The following is a 19,315-nucleotide window of genomic DNA, read 5'->3' as shown; positions in this document are numbered from 1 at the left end:
TCATGAGAACTAGTAACAACAGAACTTTTACTGAAACCGAATCAATCGATCTGACCATTGGTTCGTTTACAATCAGTACGTTATTTTTCGTTTTTTATATACTTTCGAATGGAAGTACAACTCTGTTGGTCGTTGCCAGCCCGTTTGCTTTTTCTGCACTGATCGTAAATGCTATCATGTTATTTCATTTGACGGACAAATTTATTCAGCTATCGGAACAAAGAAAGGATATCGGAATTAAAATTCTGATCCTGCTCTCGAATATCCCGATTCTCTTTTTGTATTACAGTATTGCAATCAGGGTTTAATCGGTAACGATTGCGATTGCTTTTTTATAATCACAATGTTCACAAAGGGCTTCTTTTACACGCAGATTTAGCAGATTAAGCTGATCTTATTTACCAAATACAAAAAAATCTGCGCAATCTGCCAAATCTGCGTGCTAAAAAATTTACGTATAGAATTAAAAAGAAGTCGCAATGCTATAAATAAACTTTGCAAACCTTGTCTTCATTTTACGATCAAAAAATTAACCGCAAGACTAGCAAAGATTTTCTTTTGCACGCAGATTTAGCAGATTAAGCTGATCTTATTTACCAAATACAAAAAAATCTGTGCAATCTACCAAATCTGCGTGCTAAAAAATTTACGTATAGAATTAAAAAGAAGTCGTAATGCTATAAATAAACTTTGCAAACCTTGTCTTCATTTTACGATCAAAAAATTAACCGCAAGACTAGTAAAGATTTTCTTTTGCACGCAGATTTGGCAGATTAAGCTGATCTTATTTACCAAATACAAAAAAATCTGTACAATCTGCCAAATCTGCGTGCTAAAAAATTTACGTATAGAATTAAAAAGAAGTCGTAATGCTATAAATAAACTTTGCAAACCTTGTCTTTATTTTACGATTAAAAAATTAACCGCAAGACTAGCAAAGATTTTCTTTTGCACGCAGATTTGGCAGATTAGGCTGATCTTATTTACCAAATACAAAAAAAATCTGCGCAATCTGCCAAATCCGCGTGCTAAAAAATTTACGTATAGAATTAAAAAGGAGCAGGAGAACTCTCTATACAGCACAACTTGATCTAAAAAAAAAGCTGCAAGATTGAACTCGCAGCTTTTATCATTTTATTTAAGAAACCTTAATTTACTTTAGGCGTCTCAATTCCGTTTTGATCCATTAGATACATTAAAGCAGTCATAGTTGCCGCTCCTAGTTCTAATTCTCTTTTGTTAATTGCATCAAATTTATCATTTGCAGCGTGGTGATAATCAAAATAACGTTGAGAATCCGGTTTTAAACCTGCTTTTACAATTGCTTTTGATGTTAAATGATTAATATCTGAACCTGCATGTCCAATGGTGAAACTATGCACTAAATAAGGCTCGAAAAGGTCTTTATAGCCTTGTATCTTTTTCAAATTAGTATCATCTGCTTCAATAGAAAATCCTCTTGGACTAAATCCGCCTGAATCACTTTCTAAGGCAAAAATATGATTTTCATTGTTTTTCTTTGAAATTTCTTCATACTTCGCTCCACCTTTTCCACCATTTTCTTCGTTCATAAACAATACTACACGAATGGTATTTTTAGGTTTGTAGTCTAAATTTTTAAGAATACGAAGTACTTCCATACTTTGTACTACCCCTGCTCCATCATCATGTGATCCGTCTGCTAAATCCCAAGAATCTAAATGACCGCCCACAACCATAATATTTTCAGGGTGTTCTTTACCTGTCAATTCCCCAATAACGTTATGAGACAAAACATCCGGTAAGGTTTCGCAAGATTGTTTGAAATAAAATTTCAAAGCCGGATTTCTCTTTAAAGATGCACTTAACAATTCGGCACCATTTGTACTAATTGCCGCTGTTGGAATGTATTGCTCTTTTGGCAAATCACCATAACTTTGTGCCCCTGTGTGTGGAAAATCATCTAAACGCAAATTCATAGAGCGAACAATAGTTCCTACTGCTCCCAATTTAGCGGCTTCTTTTGCACCGGCGTATCTTTGATCTACACAAGCTCCGTAAGAAGTAAAAGTTTCAATGTTCTCCGGATTCATTGGTCTGTTATAAAACACAATTTTTCCTTTTACTTTATCTCCTAATTCTGCTAATTCTTTGATTCCTTTCACCTCAATTACCTCAGCTGTAAGACCACCTTTAGCTGTTGCAACTGATCCACCCAAAGCACAAATCGGAACCACCGTTTTTGCTTTATTGTCTAAGATATAGGCAGTCTCTTTTTCTCCACGAACCCAGTGTGGTACCATTACTTCCTGCAAATATACTTTGTCAAGTCCCAGTCTATCTAATTGCAATTTGGTGTATTGAACTGCTGCTGCTGCAGTGGGAGATCCTGATAAACGACTTCCGATATCGTTTGACAAATATTCTAACCAAGTATAACATTTTGACTCGGTTAAGGCCTTTTTGTAGAATAATTTAATGTTTTTTTCATCATTTGACTGCGCAAAAGATGTCAATCCGTTTAAAGCTAAAACAGTTAAAAGAATCGTTTTTTTCATGGTTTTTATAGCATTTTGGGTTAAGCGCTCTTTTTTATCGAGCCTTACAAAGGAACAAAATTCTTTACAACTCGACTACTTTTTCTTAGTGCTTTTCTATAAAAAAACGCTGATTCTAAGCTTTTTTGTTTGGAATCAGCCTTTTCAGGATTTCACTACTCAAAAAATAATTTTACTTAGCTGTCGGGTGTAATACTGCTAAATTTATTTAACACATAGAAATATAGATTTAAAACTAACATTTATGGTGTTTTTAGAAAATCACAATTTTTTCACCTAACTTTATGTGATTTATTTTAAGTGAAACGACTTTATCTGACTTTACAAACTATATCTCTCCTATGTTTGTCTCGTTAAAAACACCCTCTAGATATCAATTAAACATTCTTTTATGCATTATTGTCACCCTGAGCGAAGTCGAAGGCTGGTTAGGGAAAAAGAGCTTCGACTCCGCTCAGCCAGACAAATGGTGGAGAGATAAGGAAAATTGTGCAGCATTTTTGCTTAGTAATCTCCTATGTGTCAAAATTAATTGCGCTCAACAGCTATTTTACTTCAATAATTTTACTTTTGGCACCAATACCGTTTTCGTTAAAAGGTTCAATTGCAAAATAATACTTTGTGCCTTTGTCCAGACCTCTGAAATCATAAGTACGATCACCATAGACCATGATACTATTGTACAATTTATCAGGCGTAATTCCGTAGTAGATGTTGTAACCTATAGCGTCTGTTTTATTTGTCCATGAAATAATCGCATTACGGGGATCGGTTGTATTTCTTTTCACTTTAAAATCAGAAACTGCTTTTGGTTTTTCTGCCAATCCGTTTCCGAAAACTCTGAAGTCTGAAATAGCAAACATCCCTGAAGCATTATGAATGTTGACCATCTTTATATAACGCGCTTTAATTGGTTTTGTTAATTCAACGTAATCATGAGGAACATCTTTATCATTGGCTGATTTATCAACCACTAAAGTCCAATTTTGGGCATCATCGGACATCCATATTTTATACTGATAATAAATATCCATTGCTTTATTGTACTGCGTGGCTTTATGATCTGCATAATTGATTTGCAGCGCCTTAATCTCCATATTTCTTCCCAAATCAAGTTGCAACCACTCTCCCAGTTGATCGGATGTTGCGGACCAGTAGGTCTGAATATTTTCGTCAGTCAGGTTTGAAGCATCGTAACAGATTTTTTCATATACTTTTTTACCACCGTTGTCCATCCTGTGTGTCTCCACCTCGTTACAAGCTTCAGAAGAAGAAACTGTCACGGGCTTTTTATAGGAAAGTAACATCCAACCTGACGAGGCTCCTTTGGTCTGATCCCGTTGTTGGGTTGGCAGAACAATCGGGAAATCACCGTATGTTGTAATAGAATACATTACTCCATCTTGATCAAATCCGGCCGGAAACATATCGATGCGGCGTTCAAAACGGTCTTTTATAGAGATTTTACAGGTACCTGTATTCCAATAATTTCCATAATTGTCAGCAAAAGTATTTCCGTGGCCTGCTCCAATTACAAAACCTCCGGGTTTATACGACATTGGATTGTGTTTTTGATAGACAAATGGCCCTAATGGATTATCGCCTACGTGAACTCCATTTGCATAACCTTTAAACTCGGTAGCGGGTGCTCCGTACTGCATATAATATTTTCCGTTGTGTTTGGTCATCCAGGCTCCCTCAATAAAATTCCCCCAGGGAGCGGGCTCCATATCATTATTTGGTCCAAAACGTTCCCAGCCATGTATTGAAGGGTCTAATCCAACGACTGCTTTTGCCTGTCCATAAGGTTTCTGAATGTCTTCGACTTCTGTTGCAGCATATAGTTTGGCATAATCAGCCTGATTTCCTTTTGGAAGCCAGGTTTTATAATCTACCTCAACACCCACTAGCGGTAATTTACCGCTTGAACCATAATACATATACACTTTTTTATCATCATCCTGAAAAATGGCTGGATCCCAGGTTGGCAGCATTGCAGTGTTGACATGCCTTGTCCATCGTCCTGATTTTGGGTCAGCTGTTTTCCAAACCGGATGGTCTTTTTTCCAAGTTGAACCTACATAAAACAGGGTATCGTTTACCACCCAGGCTGCCGGTGCACATTGATCATCGTCTCCGGGATTTCTTTGAAAACTACCGTAAACAAATTTCCAATCAGACATATCCTTACTCCAGAAAAAACCGGCCTGATTGGTGGCAAATAAATAATAATCCCCTTTATAAGTGATAATCACCGGATCGGCACTCGAACGGCGGGATTCCGGAATTCCATTATGATTTTGAGTCGTATAATTGTACCCAATATTGATGGGATTACAATAGGTTGTTGCTGGTTTTTCCGGATCAAACCATTCTGTTTTTCCCGGTATGTTCGTATTTTGAGCTGCCATATTACTACTATACAACATCAAAAGGGACAAAAGAAAAATTGTCAGCAGTACAAATATATTTTTCATATGATTTTAATTTTATAAAGAAATTATTTCATCTAAAAACATTTCTTTATTCTATTTTCTCCCCTTTACTCTTTCCTTCAAAAGTTCGGGTTCATTTGTAGTTATATAGTCAAAATTATTCGCAATTATCCAATCCATATCTGCTGGATCATTAACCGTCCATGCATTTAAAATGATATGGTTTTCTTTTGCTTCTTTGATCCATTCAGGATGTTTTTTGAAAACGGAATAATGATAATCAATACCTGTAATCTGATCTGATTTAACTTCCGCAGGTGATTTATTGCCTTCCAGATATTGCAAAGTAGCTTTTGAATCTACTTTTCTAATCTGCTTTAAAATTTCATAATCAAAGCTGATATAACCGGTTATTTTTTCGGCTTTAAGTTTCTTTACAATTTCAACCGCCATGCGTGCAATTTTTTGTCCTCTTTCTTTGCTTATTCCTGAAGGTTTTATTTCACACACCAAAAGAGTCTGTTTATTATTCTTTTTTCCTTCGGCAATATATTCGTAAAGTGTTGGAAGTTTTTCTCCATTAGAGAGTCTGAACTTAATTAAATCCACATAGTTAGTTTCCTCAATAATCAATTTATTGTAATGCGGATCATGGTTGATTACAAGGGAATCATCGGCTGTCATTACAACATCAAATTCTGAACCTGCTGCTTTTAAATCGATGGCATGTCTAAGCGCTGCGATAGAATTTTCAGGTAACTTATTGGTTTTCCAGGCGCCGCGATGTGCCACTACACCATTTTTCTTACTACCACAGGAAGAAAAAATGGCCAATATTATCAAAAAAAGAAATGTTCGAACTACTTTAATTGTATTCATTATCTAAGAATTAAAATTATGATGGTTTAAAAAATAAATGTTTCTTTTAAAAAAAAGCCCTTCGCTAACTACACGAAGGGCTGACCAATAGAACAAACCAACTATTTAGTTAACTCAAAACTAACTTTCTTATCGGCATTTGAATCTGTTCCTACGAAAACATCAAACTGCCCAGGTTCTGCTACGAATTGTAAATCAGAATTATAAAATTTTAAATCTTCAACTGTGATCTCAAAAGTCACGGTTTGTTTTTCTCCTTTTTTAAGGGCTATTTTTTGGAAACCTTTTAATTCTCTAACAGGTCTTGTTACAGAACCAACTAAATCTCTAATGTATAATTGTACGGTTTCTTTTCCATCAAAATTTCCTGTATTGGCAACCTCGACAGTTACTTTTACATTTCCGCCAAAATTCACCTTATCGGATGAAATTTTCAAATTTGAATACTCAAAAGTGGTGTAACTTAAACCAAATCCAAATGGAAATAAGGGTTCGTTTCTCTCATCGATATAATTGGATCTGAATTTTTCGAATTTCCCTTCTGTATTAGCAAGTGGTCTTCCTGTATTTTTGTGGGCATAATAAATAGGCACTTGCCCTACGCTTCTTGGAAAAGTCGATGTTAACTTCCCTGATGGATTAACATCACCGAATAAAACATCTGCAATAGCATATCCTGCTTCACTTCCCGCAAACCAAGCATTTAAAATTGCCGGAACCGTTTCATTTTCTTGATTCAATACTAACGGACGTCCGTCAAATAAAACCAAAACAACCGGTTTCCCTGTTTTAAGTAAAGCTTGTAATAAATCTTTCTGTGCTTGCGGAATTTCTAAATTAGTACGACTGCTGGACTCTCCGCTCATTTCTGCAGATTCTCCAAGTGCCGCCACAATCACATCAGATTGGTTGGCTACTTTTAATGCTTCTGCCAGTAGTTCTTCTTTAGAACGATCATCACGGTGCAATGTTTTGCCAAACATCGTTGCCTTCGTCTCGAAATCTGCATCATAATCTAAATTACTTCCTTTTGCATACAACACTTTAACGGAAGGTCCTGCTACTTCTTTGATACCTCTCAATAAGGATACTGCATTTTCCATTTTTGTAGCTACACTCCAGGTTCCCGGCATGTTTTCTTTGGCATCTGCCAGAGGTCCGATAAGCGCGATAGTACCTGATTTTTTAAGAGGCAGTGCCTGATTTTGATTTTTTAACAACACCAAAGATTGTGCTGCGATCTGACGTGCTTCTTTTCTACTACTTGCTGTAAAAATTTCTGTTTTGGCTCTTTTGTCATCGCAATATTTATACGGATCTTCAAATAATCCTAAATCATATTTTGCATTTAAAATAAGCTGAACCGCATTATCAATTTGTTCGATTGTTACTCTTTTTTCGTCTAAAGATTTTTTAAGTGTTGTTAAGAAACCTTCACCCACCATATCCATTTCAACACCGGCATTTAAAGACAGAGCAGACACATCTTGCAAGTTCCCCATTCCGTGCTCAATCATTTCCGGAATTCCTGTAAAATCTGTTACTACAAAACCTTTAAACCCCCACTGTTTTCTTAAAACATCGGTCATTAACCATTTATTTCCAGTTGCGGGAATCCCGTCAATTTCATTAAAAGAAGCCATTACGGAACCTACTCCTGCATCAACAGCCGCTTTGTACGGAGGAAAATAATCGTTAAACATCCTGATATGGCTCATATCAACTGTGTTGTAATCACGTCCTGCTTCCGGTGCACCGTATAACGCAAAATGTTTTACACAGGCCAAAATAGTATTGTTTTTTGTCAAATCTTTTTGTTGGTACCCGTTTACCATTGCTTTTGCAATCTGGCTTCCTAAGTACGGATCTTCACCTGAACCTTCCGAAACTCTTCCCCAACGCGGGTCACGGGAAATATCAACCATTGGCGAAAATGTCCAGTTAATCCCATCTGCACTGGCTTCCTGAGCTGCAATCTGGGCACTTCTTTCAATTAAGTTCATATCCCAGGTACACGATAGTCCTAATGGAATTGGAAATGTTGTTTCGTAACCGTGAATAACATCCATACCAAATAACAACGGGATTTTTAAACGGCTTTTTTCAACCGCAATCTTTTGTACTTCTCTGATTTTTTGAACTGATTTTATATTGAACAAACCCCCTACTTTACCATCAGCAATATTTTTTGCAACATTGGAGCTATTGGCTTGCCCTGTTGTAATATCACCTGATGTTGGCAAATTTAACTGACCTAATTTTTCGTCCAGTGTCATTTTAGAAATTAACTCTGCCACAAATTCAGACTTCGGTTTAATTTTTACTGTATTTTTAGTGTTCTTTTTTTGAGCGTAACCCAAAACAGCACATCCTAAAAAAAGTAAGACTAATTTGTTTTTCATTCTATTCTATATTATTTGTTCGTATTTGTTTTTATCTGTTTAAACATCCAGTCATAAATTTCCGGGTTGTCATAAACTCTTGTCCAGCTGTCGTGACCCGCGTCGTCAAAAATGATTAATCGGACATCATTCGTCTTGCATTTTTTTAGTTCTTTGTAAACCGTTACGGCATAATCTACATTGACAACATCATCTAATAAACCGTGATAAATTCGGGTTGGAATAGACGCTATTTTGCATACTTTTTCTAACGGAATCAAATCAACAAAACCTGAAATGGGCACAATTGCCGCGAACATATCGGGGTGTGAAAGCGCTAAATTCCACGCTGCCCAGCCTCCTGAACTCAAACCGGTCACATAAATACGGTTGGAGTCTATGTTGTTTTCTTTCCTGATTTTCGTAATTAACTGGTAGATAGACTCTATGTCCCAATCTTCGTCTTCTTTACATTGCGGAGCAAGAACATAAGCATCTAAATCGTGTGTTTTCAGGTATTTTAGAGGGCCGTGAATTTTTACTTTTTCAATGTCTGTACCTTTTTCTCCATCACCTGAAATAAAAACTATTAAGGGCTTTTTCTCTTTTGTATTGGCCGGTTTGTGCAATGCATAACCCACTTCGTAATGGGTTACGATCACCGTTTTTAGTTTTCCGGTTGTTTCACTTTGTGCAAAACTCAATACAGAAAAGAACAGTATCAATAGTGTTATTTTATATTTCATGACAATTAGATTCCGTATTTGCCTGATTTAAATCCAAGTTTGGTTAAACCTTGTTTGGTGTCTGCTGCGTTCATAAACAACTTCCATAATAAACCGCTTCTGTAATTCTCAATCATTGGCGCTATCGTTCCTTGGTCTATAGCCAAATAACGAGGTGTTACCCAATTGTACTGTGGCGAAAAAGCATCGTAAGGGCCTGCAATTCCAATATATTTTGCTTTGTTTTCATCATACAGATAATGCAAAAATTTCATTGATTCTACCGGTGTAAAAGGAAAAGAAGACAAAGCTGCTGTTGGTGTGATTACTCCCGTATCGTTATTGGGTTGGTGTGCGGTATAACCTGTGGTCCCATCTGTATTACGGGTATAACTTGCGGTAAGTCCCCAACATTTATCGGAGTAATCTTTCCATTTTTTCGGATTAGCAATGCTGTATTGCACCATAATTTTGGCGTGATTCTGTGTCAATTGCCAATAATCGGCGTATTTATCGCTTAAGGTATTCGGATCTAAACCTAAATAAGAATAATGCGACCAGAACATTGGTCCAACGTTACCCGAAGCTCCATTGTAATTTAAAACAACCGGTAACCCATATTGAGCACTGCCACTTACTATAGCTCCGTTTCTTGCCCAAGCCTGATGATAGGCTTCTGCAGAAATCGGATAGGTTGGTGATGCGGCTGCCATAACATAAGTGATTAAACATTCGTTGTAACCTTCGAGTTTAAAATTCATTTCCCAACCATAATTGGGAGACCAATGCCAGTATAAAGCATTTTCGCCTTTTGTGTACCAGCTCCACTCTACACCTCTCCAAAGCTCATCTGCTTTTACTGCTAACGCTTTTTCCGTAGTGCTTCCATTTTTAAAATATTCTCTGATGGTAATTAAAGCTTGGCAAACAAAAGAAGTTTCAACCAAATCTCCTCCATTATCTTTTGTTCCAAACGGAATCACTTTTCCTGATTTATTGTCCATCCAATGCGGCCATGCTCCGTGAAAACGTTCTGCTTTTTCGAGGAAAGTTAAAGCCGTTGTAAGTCTGGAAACAGCTTCAGCCCTTGGCAAAAAACCTCTTTCTATACCTACAACAATGGTCATTAACCCAAATCCCGAACCACCGGTTGTTATAATATTGGACTCAAAATTAGGATCCTCCGTAAGATATCTTTCTCTCGCCAATTTTGAATTTGGATCGGCATAATCCCAAAAATATTTTATAGCATCTTTTTGAACCTGATCCATTGCTTCTGCATCGGTCAAAGGTTTAGTCGGTGTTACCGGAGTTGTGGGTAATGGAGTACCTCCTGATTTTTCCTCGGGTGTAGAGGACGAACACGAGTTAAAAAAACTCAAAAAAGCGATTAGGTATATTGAAATTTTCATTCTTTATAAAATATTATGAATTAAAAAATACACCCGGAGAAAAAATCTCCAGGTGTCTTACAAATTACTTATCTGTTATCTTTTTCAAGTTTATATAATGCTGCAACTTCATTATCCGTAAGAGCAGAATCATAAATTCTGAATTCATCCATTAATCCCGTATAATGAAGCATCCAACTATCAGGATTTCCAAATGGAGGACCTAAATGCTGTTGAAAACCGCCAATGATAAATTTTGAGACTTCAGAATTAGCCAGTTCTCCATAAGGACCTCCTCCCATTGTAGGATCACTTGCATATCTTTTTGAAAGAGATAATGGCAAGTCTAATTTTTTCCCATCTATGTAGAGACTGTACGTAGAACTTGTACCATTATAGGTCCACACTAAATGTTTCCATGCGCCAAACATATTAGTCAAAAGGTTTGCTCCATTATGTTCAATAAATTGCCCAGCCCAAGGAATACTAGGCATTACATCTCTTTGGGTATGGTTTTTCATCAACATTGTGGTTGCTGGTCCAGTTCCTTCAATAAGTGTAAAAATATTCCCCCAGAAATCTGTTTTTTTAGGGAGCATGTATAAAGATTGAGCTCCACCTGTATGTGGATCCGTTTTGATCCACATTGAAACTGTAATACTCTTCAGGTTTATTACAGAACTTGCAACGTTATTGTAGGCTATAAAAGAAGTTTTAGATCCTTTGTAGGCCTCTCCCTTGATTCCCGCTTCATAACTAACGTTTTGTCCAACACCATCCGTAATTGCATTTTTAGAATCTGAAATAGTTCCATCAAAACTAAATTTAGCCACCAAATGGTCTGGAGCAATAGCATCTGAATTATCATATCCACCAATTTGTTCGTACGGAATTGGACTGTTAACTTTATCTATACTATCCTCACAACTGGTAAAAAATGCTGCCATTGCAACAGAAGAAAGCAAGAAAATATATTTATTTTTTTTCATTTTGATTGTCTTTAAAAGTTATCGTAACCAGGGTTTTGAGAAGATAGATTTCCGGCTTCTCTTAAAAATGCTGCCGGTATAGGGAACAATTCATGTCTTCCAACTATAAAGTTCTTTCCATCAACATCAAAAGCAGCTTTGGCTTGTCCTGTACGTACTAAATCGAAAAATCTGTCGTGTTCAAAAGCCATTTCAACTCTTCTTTCTTTCCAGATCGCTATTCTAACATCTCCTTGAGAAACAGCTGGTGTTTCTCCTAAGTTTGCTCTAAGTCTGATTTTGTTTAATAATGGAATTGCCTCTCCTGTTTGTCCTAGTTCATTTAAAGCTTCTGCTTTCATCAATAAAACTTCAGCATATCTCAAGTATTTGATGTCCACATCTGTTTCCCACGCACTTGTATAAAGAGATGAATAACACTTGTAGTTGTATCTTTCGTTTTCTACCGTGTTAGGTATCACTCTACCATCGTACAAAGTACTACCTCTAAAAATGATAGTAGCATTTTTTCTAACATCCCCCGGCTCATAGGCATTTACCAAACTTTGAGAAGGCGTATTAAATCCCCATCCCCAACCTCCGGTACCACGAGCACCTTGTGTGTTAGAATACCCCTCAATTCCTTTTGCCGGTACGGCGCCTTGCGCATAAATTTCGAAAATAGATTCAGAATCAAATTTTCCGGAAGCTTTGTACATAGAAGCGTAATCATTAACAATAGAATATCCGGTAACTTTATTACAATTATCGACTACTTGCTGCCATTTCTTTTGATACAAACTTACTTTTGCCAATAGCGCATAAGCCGCTCCTTTTGAGGCTCGTGCTCGTTCTCCGGCAGCATAAGCGCCTTTTTCCGGCAGAGCAGCTATCGCTTCGTTTAGGTCGTTTTCGATAAACGCATATACTTCTGCAGACGATTTACGTGTTAATTGCATAATTCGGTCTGAATCTGAAACCGGCACAGGTAAATGATCCACAATTGGAACTCCTCCGTAACATTTTACCAAAGTAAAATACATAAAAGCTCTCAGGAATTTTGCTTCACCAGCTAATCTGGCTCTTAAAGCAGGATTAGCTTTATCTAATTTTGGTAAAATATTTAAAGCTTGATTACATCGGTTAATTCCATCATAATTAGCTTTAAAAGTACTCTCTGCAGAAGGATTTGATGCATTATACGTTAAAGCATCCAATACATCTTTATCGGTTCCTGTATCTCCAGGTGATGAACCTTTGTCTGCATCATCAGACGTAATACTTGAAAGACCAATCCATCCAAAAGAAGTCATGTCCCAATTTAGAAACTTGTTATAAATTGAAGTTACAAATGTAGCAGCTCCTACATCATTATTAAACAATTCGGTATCATCTGTAGAAATAGATTCGGTTTGATCTACATCTAAATAATCGTCTGCACATCCTGAAAAAAAGAAGGCTGAAACTACAAACGCTGTTATATATATTTTTTTCATGATCTTAAAATTTTAAATTAGCACCCATTACAAATGATCTCAAAGTTGGATAAGCATCTAACTCTACTCCTTGAAGTTTGTATGGATCACCATCGCCATTTAACTCGGGAGAAAATCCTGAGAATTTTTGCGTAATAAAGGGATTAATTGCGTTTACATAAATTCTGCAAGAACTAATAAAACTGTTGCTTTGTAAAGGCAATTTGTAACCTACTGTAATGTTATTGATTCTAAAAAAATCACCTGATTCCAAATAATAAGTAGAAGCCACAGGCACCTTATTAAATGCTCCGGGATTAGAAGCGGTCGTATTATTTGGAGTCCAGAAATTATTAGCCAAAGATTCTTCGATGTTTTCGCCTGAAAAACGTTGCGCTTTTTTACCGTTATACACCTTTGCTCCTGACGTTCCGTAACCATCAACAGAAAAATCAAAGTTTTTATAAATAAGCCCTAAAGAAACTCCATAATTAGATTTTGGCAGAATAGAGCCTACATATTTTTTATCTGTAGCTGCATTTAAAGCATCTTGGGTAACTTTGTTTCCTGCAGCATTATAATAAAGCATGTTTCCGTTTGTCGGATCAAATCCAGCATATTCGTAGAGATAAAAACTTCCTAATGGCTTGCCCAATGAAGAAACATCCAATAACTTTGTATCTTGCCCATTTCCTAACCCCCCACCAATAAGCGGAGCTACGGTTACGTTTCTTAGACTAGTAAGCTCATTTTTATTGTTTGAAAAGTTTCCACCAACCCAATAGCTGAAATTCTCATTAATTTTATCATCCCAACGTAGCGAAATTTCATAGCCTTTATTAGAAACTTTACCTACATGTCCGGGAGAATCAGCTGTTATTCCGGAAGTTATTAACGGCTTAGTAAAAAGAATAACATTTGTCGAATTTTTATCATACACATCAAACGATCCTTTAAGTTTATTCTGAAAAAGCTCAAAATCTAAACCTACTGAAGATTCTTCCGTTATTTCCCAAGACAAACTCGGATCTATTTGAGAATTGATAGTAGTTCCTTCATTAAGGATAGAACCTCCTAAATAAGCCGTTTGACCGGAAGTATAACTTGCTTTGTTTAATGGTACATTTTGGTTACCCAATCTACCCCAACCCCCTCTTAGTTTTAATAAATTAATTGCTTTGACATTAGCCATAAAATTCTCTTTAGTGATTATCCATCCTAAACCAAAGGCAGGAAAATTACCCCAACGATAATCCTTTCCAAAGTTGGAAGATCCATCACGTCTAATAGTACCGGTAAGTAAATACCTATCCATCAATTTGTATTGAAAACGTCCCAGATAAGAGGCTAATTTTGTTTCATTAAAAACCTCATCTTTATAACTTGTTACATTTGTTGCGTACTCCACATCTTTTAATGACCAATAATTAGCATCTGCATTTACGTTTTTTCTAATAATAGTCAATTTTTCTCTGGATCCTTTTACACTTGTTTCGATACCGGCGGTAACCTCCAGATCATGAATTTCCCCAAAAACTTTATTGTACGTTAAATAATTAGATAGATTCCAATTGTAATATTGCTCCCTACCTTTTGTAAGCGTATTTATATTAGCAGTAGGAAATGTTTTTTCATAATCGCTGGCTATTTTATCAGGATTTGCAGCCAGCCAAATATTTTTGTTGTCTTCATAATTATACTGTTTCCACGTATAATATTCTCCGTTAAATTGCGAAGTGAATTTTAAAGATTTTAAAATTTCGTAATCTAATTTCAAACCACCTTGAAGTGTTATACTTCTTTGTTCTTCATCAAAAAAGCCCAACTGTGCCACAGGATTCCCTACATTATTAAATGAAGATCCCGTCTCGTTAGCAAAACCATTATCACCAACTCTGGAAACGCCATATTTCCCGTCAGGAAAATAAACCGGTACCAAAGGAGATTGTTTGTATGCATTTGTAAAAGCGGATAATGGCTTTGGAGTTGATTTAGAAGATGTAAAACTAAAATTCTGATTTAACGTTAATTTTTTAGAAATCTTATATTCATTATTATTTCTAAAAGTCGTGCGTCCAAAATCCAGACCGTTCAAAATTGCTTTTTCTTCATAGTTTCCTAAACTAAAGAAGTATTTAATACTCTCTGAAGCTCCTGAAATAGAAATATTATTTTGTGTATACGTTCCTGTTCTTGTAATTTCGTCAAACCAATCAGTATTAACGGGCTGATCTTGAGAAAAAGTGGTCGATTGTAATGCTGAGTTAGTATAATGAGCATATTTGTTACTACCCGCCATTTTTACTTTTTTAAGAGGCGATCTAATACCGGCAAAACTTTCTATTTCTACAGAAACCTTATTCCCTATACCTTTTTTAGTTGTTATAATAATAACACCATTTGCTGCTCTCGTACCATAAATTGCCAGCGCTGAAGCATCTTTTAAAATATCGTAAGAAGTGATATCATTTGCATTAATGTTATTAATATTCTCAGTCGGCATTCCATCTACAATGTATAAAGGAGCCCTTCCTCCTCTTGCAGTACCAAGACCTCTAATAATTACAGATGGTGTACTTCCCGGCAAATCAGAAGAGATAACTTGTACACCGGCTGCTTTACCTTGTATGGCTTGTGAAGCATTTAGTACTTTAGTTTTTGTAATTTCCTCCGATCTGATGGAGCTGATAGCGGTTGTATTATCAACTTTCTTTCTGGTACCGTATCCAATTACAACGACTTCTTTTAAAGCGGTATCACCAGATTCTTTTAGCGTGATTGTCATTTGTCCTGCACTTGCCGGTACAGAAGCAGAATCAAATCCCAACATAGCAATTTTTAAAGTCTCTCCAACTTTAGCATTAATCGTAAAATTTCCGTCAAAATCAGTATCAGCAGAAGTTTTGGATTCCGATGCCGTAATAATAGCACCCGGAACACCCATCCCGCTACTGTCTAGTACTTTTCCTTTAATTGCCTGTCCGGACATATAGGCCGGAAGCAGCAAGAGTGCTAAAAAGCTAAAAATAAAATTTTTCATACAGTTTGTAATCGTTTAAGTTAGTAGAGCCAAATTAAACAATTACAACGTTGTAGTACATCAAACACACTACTACACAGCTACATCATTATGCGAAAAAACAAACACAATTAACTGATAATCAATGATTTAAATATTCAATTATTTCCTTTAACATAACGTTATGATGTAGTAATGATGTATTAGAATAATCTAAAGAAAGAAATAAAAAAGTAAAAGATGTTTAAAAAAATCAACAGAATCTTACAGACTTAATAAAAACTTTGACAGGTTTTCGTCTTGAGTCAGGTCTAACTTCTTTCTTAGACGATATCGGTGTAATTCTACACCTCTAAAAGAGATGTTCATCATAGGGGCAATTTCCTTTGAAGAAAGGTTCATTTTAAGATACACACAGAGCTTAATATCTTTTGGAGTCAGATTTGGGAATTTCTTGGTAAGGTTAATAATGAACTCATTGTGGATTTGGTTCAGATTGGTTTCAAAAATTTCCCACTCGTGTTTGTTTACTTCATTGATTTTAATTGCTTTTTTAATTTCGCTTTTGAGTTTACTAAAATCTTTTTCCGTATTTAAAATATTCTGGATGTTGTCGATCATTTCGCTCTGCTTGGCAATTGACAATGATTTTCCGGCAACTTCAGATGATTTGGTTTGCAGTTCCAATTCCAGAATGTGTTTTTCATATTCTTGGATATTCAACTCATTCTCGGTTTTTAATTCCATTTCCAGAATTTCTCTTTGGTGCTTTAATTCTTCCGCTTGCAATTTTAATTTTTGAGTATAACGCAGCTTATTCCATTTATAATAGAAAAACAGAATTCCTGCTATACCTATTAAATAAAGTAAAATCATCCACAAAGAAAAATACCAGGGTTGTGCTACTTTAAAATCAAAATCAGCTACTTTTTCATAACTGGCACCGTCGTGTTTGTAAATAACAACTGAATGATAACCGCTACTTAAATTATTCAATAAAATAACGCCGTCAGAAATTGGAACAAAATCTTTACTTTTATTTAGCTTGTAGAATAAATTAGGTTTACTTGCTCCATAAATTCCAGAGATCACATTTACTTTAAGCTCTTTATTGAATTTAATTTTAGAATTGTCTGTCACCAGAGTTCCCTCGCTAAAAGCTTCTACTCGTAACGTTTTGTGCTGCTTGTTGATGTATTTTAACTGAAGTGAAATAAAACCATCATCTAAATTTAACAGATAATGATTCTGATTTTTAAAAATTCTTAAATTCTCATTAATCAATTTTCCTTTATAGTATTTCTCCTGAATAATGTTCCAGACAAATTTATTCCCAGAGGCATAAATGTGATACAGAATTCCGTTTTGAAGTACCATAAAATGATCTTCGTCTATGGCTACAACATCTGAAACGTTTTTGAAATTGGCATTAAACAATTCATTTTTTTCGAGTTTATTGCTAATTGAATTGTAGGTGTACCATGAATTATTAATTAGAAAAAGTATTTCTTTTCTAAACTCAAAGATCTTGATGCCAAAATCATTCTTTATTTTACTTTGTTGGGTAACGTTTTCTACTTTTTTGGTATTGTAGTTATCGTCTAATAGTACATGATACAATCCGCGGTAATTATCGGCTGCCCAAATTTCATTTTTCTTATTCTGAGCCACATATTTTATGGGCTTTGTGAGGCCTTTTATTGTTTTGTACTTAGACAAATCTGACAAATCATCATACACTAAAATACCACTGTAAGTCGATTGGAAATAGGTATTGTTAATGGTGCTTTTGGACAAATTCCACCCCCCGCTCACGGTACTGATTTTAGTCAATGAACCGTTGTCGTAAGAGAATGTTCCGTCATTGTGACCGATAATAAATTTATCCCCAATTTTAGTAATATTCCAGCCTTGCCCCTGCGTATTTGGCATCATCTTAAACTTACCGGTGCCAAATTCAAAAATACCATGATTGGAAGCTATTAAATAGCCGTCTTTTGTGTTTGCCACAGAGTAAACGGATCCCAGGATTCCCGTATTATCATAAAAAATTGATATCGGCGAGTTCACCTCAATATGGGCAATTCCATTATCTAAACCAAGCCATAAATCATCCTCTTTGTCAAAACCAATACTTAAAATGGAATTGTTCATTAAAACATTATTTCGGTCAATGTTTTTAAACAAATTGGATTTTAAGTCTAAAATAAATACGCCTTTATTCCCTGTACCAATAACCAATTTATTGCCTTTAATAAATCTGGCCACATTTATAGTAGTTGACTTTAAGGTCTCATTCAACGGGTTATCCCACGGTTTAAGTCCATTGTTTTGGACCACAAAAACGCCTTTTTTTTGTGTAAAAATATACGTTTCATCTTTGTATTTTTCAATGGCGTGAACCACCGTATTTTTTAGAATCCCCCATCCCTTTGGATTGGCTATTTTTTTTCCATTCATCTTAAAAATACCGTCCTTAACAGACGCTACATAAAGATTCTTATCGACAGGAAAACAATACGAAATAAGCGATGAGAATTTGATCTTTTGAATGGTTTTCCCATTATAAATAAAGACATCATTGAAGGATTGAAAATAAAGCGATCCATTGAATCTGAATATCTTCCAGATCTCTTCATTGTCTTTTTCGGCAAACAGGCGAAGATTTTTGGTAATCGAAACATAATGCATTTTACCATCCTTGCGATACCAATACCCAAACTCTTTATAGGAACCGGAATATATTTTGTCGTCTTCGATTAAAATAGAACGAATGATTGTTTTATTAGGCAACGTGTATTTCTCCCACATTACACCGTCGTAGCGCAACAAATAATGATTGTTGGCAAAATACATGGCGTTATCTTTCCCCTGAGCAACGTTCCAAACCTGATTATCTCCCTGAAAATCGGATTTACTGTAGTTTTCAACAAAAGGAAGTAATTCTTGTGCCTGAATTTGAGAAGTGAAGAGGAAAAAGAAAAATAATTTTAAAAGTGTCGATTTCAAAACATTTGGTTTTATATTCAAAGATACTGACAAAAATTTAATTTTTTATGTGACACCAAGCAGTCTGTTCTTTTGTCACCAATTTGCCCTGTTACTTGACACATCTCATCACTTGTTTTTACAATTCATATTAATCCTATTTCTAAAATCTTTACCCATCCTTTCCATTTTATTGGACTCTTTTTTCGCTAAAAAAAATTACTTGGTTCGCTTTGCTCATTATCTAAATTTCATCAAAAAAACACTTCATAAAACTATTTCTATAAAATCAAAGACTTTTTTATAGGGTATGGATGGTATTCGTTGAAACTTATGAATCATAAAAAAGCAATTAGTCTATAGTACAGTCGCTTACTTTTATTTGAAAAAATAAACTTGTTAAAAAACAAACAAATAAGAGTAAAAATAGTATATTTTTTTTGCCTCCAGTTATTATCTTTTTTATATTTTCGCTAAAAATAAGTTAATTCATTCAAAAATTAACACATATGCAAGA

At 35.5% G+C, this 19,315-nt stretch carries 11 protein-coding genes; 1 reads left to right on the top strand and 10 read right to left on the bottom strand.

What is annotated here, in order from left to right; translation table 11 throughout:
• Positions 1–2: 2 nt before the first annotated feature.
• A complete protein-coding gene (locus LNP23_RS14005; RefSeq protein ID WP_230001675.1) occupies positions 3–308 on the top strand; it encodes a hypothetical protein in 306 nt (101 codons plus the stop codon).
• An 840-nt stretch (positions 309–1,148) separates the two neighbouring features.
• Here LNP23_RS14005 and LNP23_RS14000 read toward each other — a convergent pair.
• The 10 genes from LNP23_RS14000 to LNP23_RS13955 all read right to left on the bottom strand — a co-directional run bounded on the left by LNP23_RS14000 (position 1,149) and on the right by LNP23_RS13955 (position 18,819).
• Positions 1,149–2,537 (bottom strand): M20/M25/M40 family metallo-hydrolase, encoded by a 1,389-nt coding sequence (locus LNP23_RS14000; RefSeq protein WP_230001674.1) that lies wholly within the window; start codon positions 2,535–2,537, stop codon positions 1,149–1,151.
• 545 nt (positions 2,538–3,082) lie between these two features.
• On the bottom strand, positions 3,083–5,014 hold the full coding sequence (locus tag LNP23_RS13995; protein WP_230001673.1) for a family 43 glycosylhydrolase: 1,932 nt from the start codon (positions 5,012–5,014) through the stop codon (positions 3,083–3,085).
• A 51-nt stretch (positions 5,015–5,065) separates the two neighbouring features.
• Positions 5,066–5,851, bottom strand: a complete 786-nt coding sequence (locus LNP23_RS13990; protein WP_230001672.1) for a glycerophosphodiester phosphodiesterase family protein — start codon at positions 5,849–5,851, stop codon at positions 5,066–5,068.
• Between the two features lie 101 nt (positions 5,852–5,952).
• Positions 5,953–8,253, bottom strand: coding sequence for a beta-glucosidase BglX (gene bglX, locus LNP23_RS13985; RefSeq protein ID WP_230001671.1), 2,301 nt, complete (start codon positions 8,251–8,253; stop codon positions 5,953–5,955).
• 11 nt (positions 8,254–8,264) lie between these two features.
• Positions 8,265–8,978, bottom strand: a complete 714-nt coding sequence (locus LNP23_RS13980) for a carboxylesterase family protein (RefSeq protein WP_230001670.1) — start codon at positions 8,976–8,978, stop codon at positions 8,265–8,267.
• Between the two features lie 5 nt (positions 8,979–8,983).
• Positions 8,984–10,369 (bottom strand): glucoamylase family protein, encoded by a 1,386-nt coding sequence (locus LNP23_RS13975; protein ID WP_230001669.1) that lies wholly within the window; start codon positions 10,367–10,369, stop codon positions 8,984–8,986.
• Positions 10,370–10,437: 68 nt separating this feature from the next.
• Positions 10,438–11,337 carry a LamG domain-containing protein gene (locus tag LNP23_RS13970; RefSeq protein ID WP_230001668.1) on the bottom strand — a complete coding sequence of 300 codons (900 nt, stop codon included), beginning with the start codon at positions 11,335–11,337 and terminating at the stop codon, positions 10,438–10,440.
• Positions 11,338–11,348: 11 nt separating this feature from the next.
• The gene (locus tag LNP23_RS13965; protein WP_047775891.1) at positions 11,349–12,812 is read right to left on the bottom strand and encodes a RagB/SusD family nutrient uptake outer membrane protein; all 1,464 of its coding nucleotides are present in this window, start codon (positions 12,810–12,812) and stop codon (positions 11,349–11,351) included.
• Positions 12,813–12,816: 4 nt separating this feature from the next.
• On the bottom strand, positions 12,817–15,831 hold the full coding sequence (locus LNP23_RS13960; RefSeq protein WP_047775895.1) for a SusC/RagA family TonB-linked outer membrane protein: 3,015 nt from the start codon (positions 15,829–15,831) through the stop codon (positions 12,817–12,819).
• Between the two features lie 243 nt (positions 15,832–16,074).
• Positions 16,075–18,819, bottom strand: coding sequence for a helix-turn-helix and ligand-binding sensor domain-containing protein (locus LNP23_RS13955; RefSeq protein WP_230001667.1), 2,745 nt, complete (start codon positions 18,817–18,819; stop codon positions 16,075–16,077).
• Positions 18,820–19,315: the final 496 nt, after the last annotated feature.

The organism is Flavobacterium cupriresistens (genome assembly GCF_020911925.1).
GTDB lineage: Bacteria > Bacteroidota > Bacteroidia > Flavobacteriales > Flavobacteriaceae > Flavobacterium > Flavobacterium cupriresistens.
The sequence above is the reverse complement of the archived record's forward strand: the minus strand, read 5'-3'. Positions and strand labels throughout refer to the sequence as shown.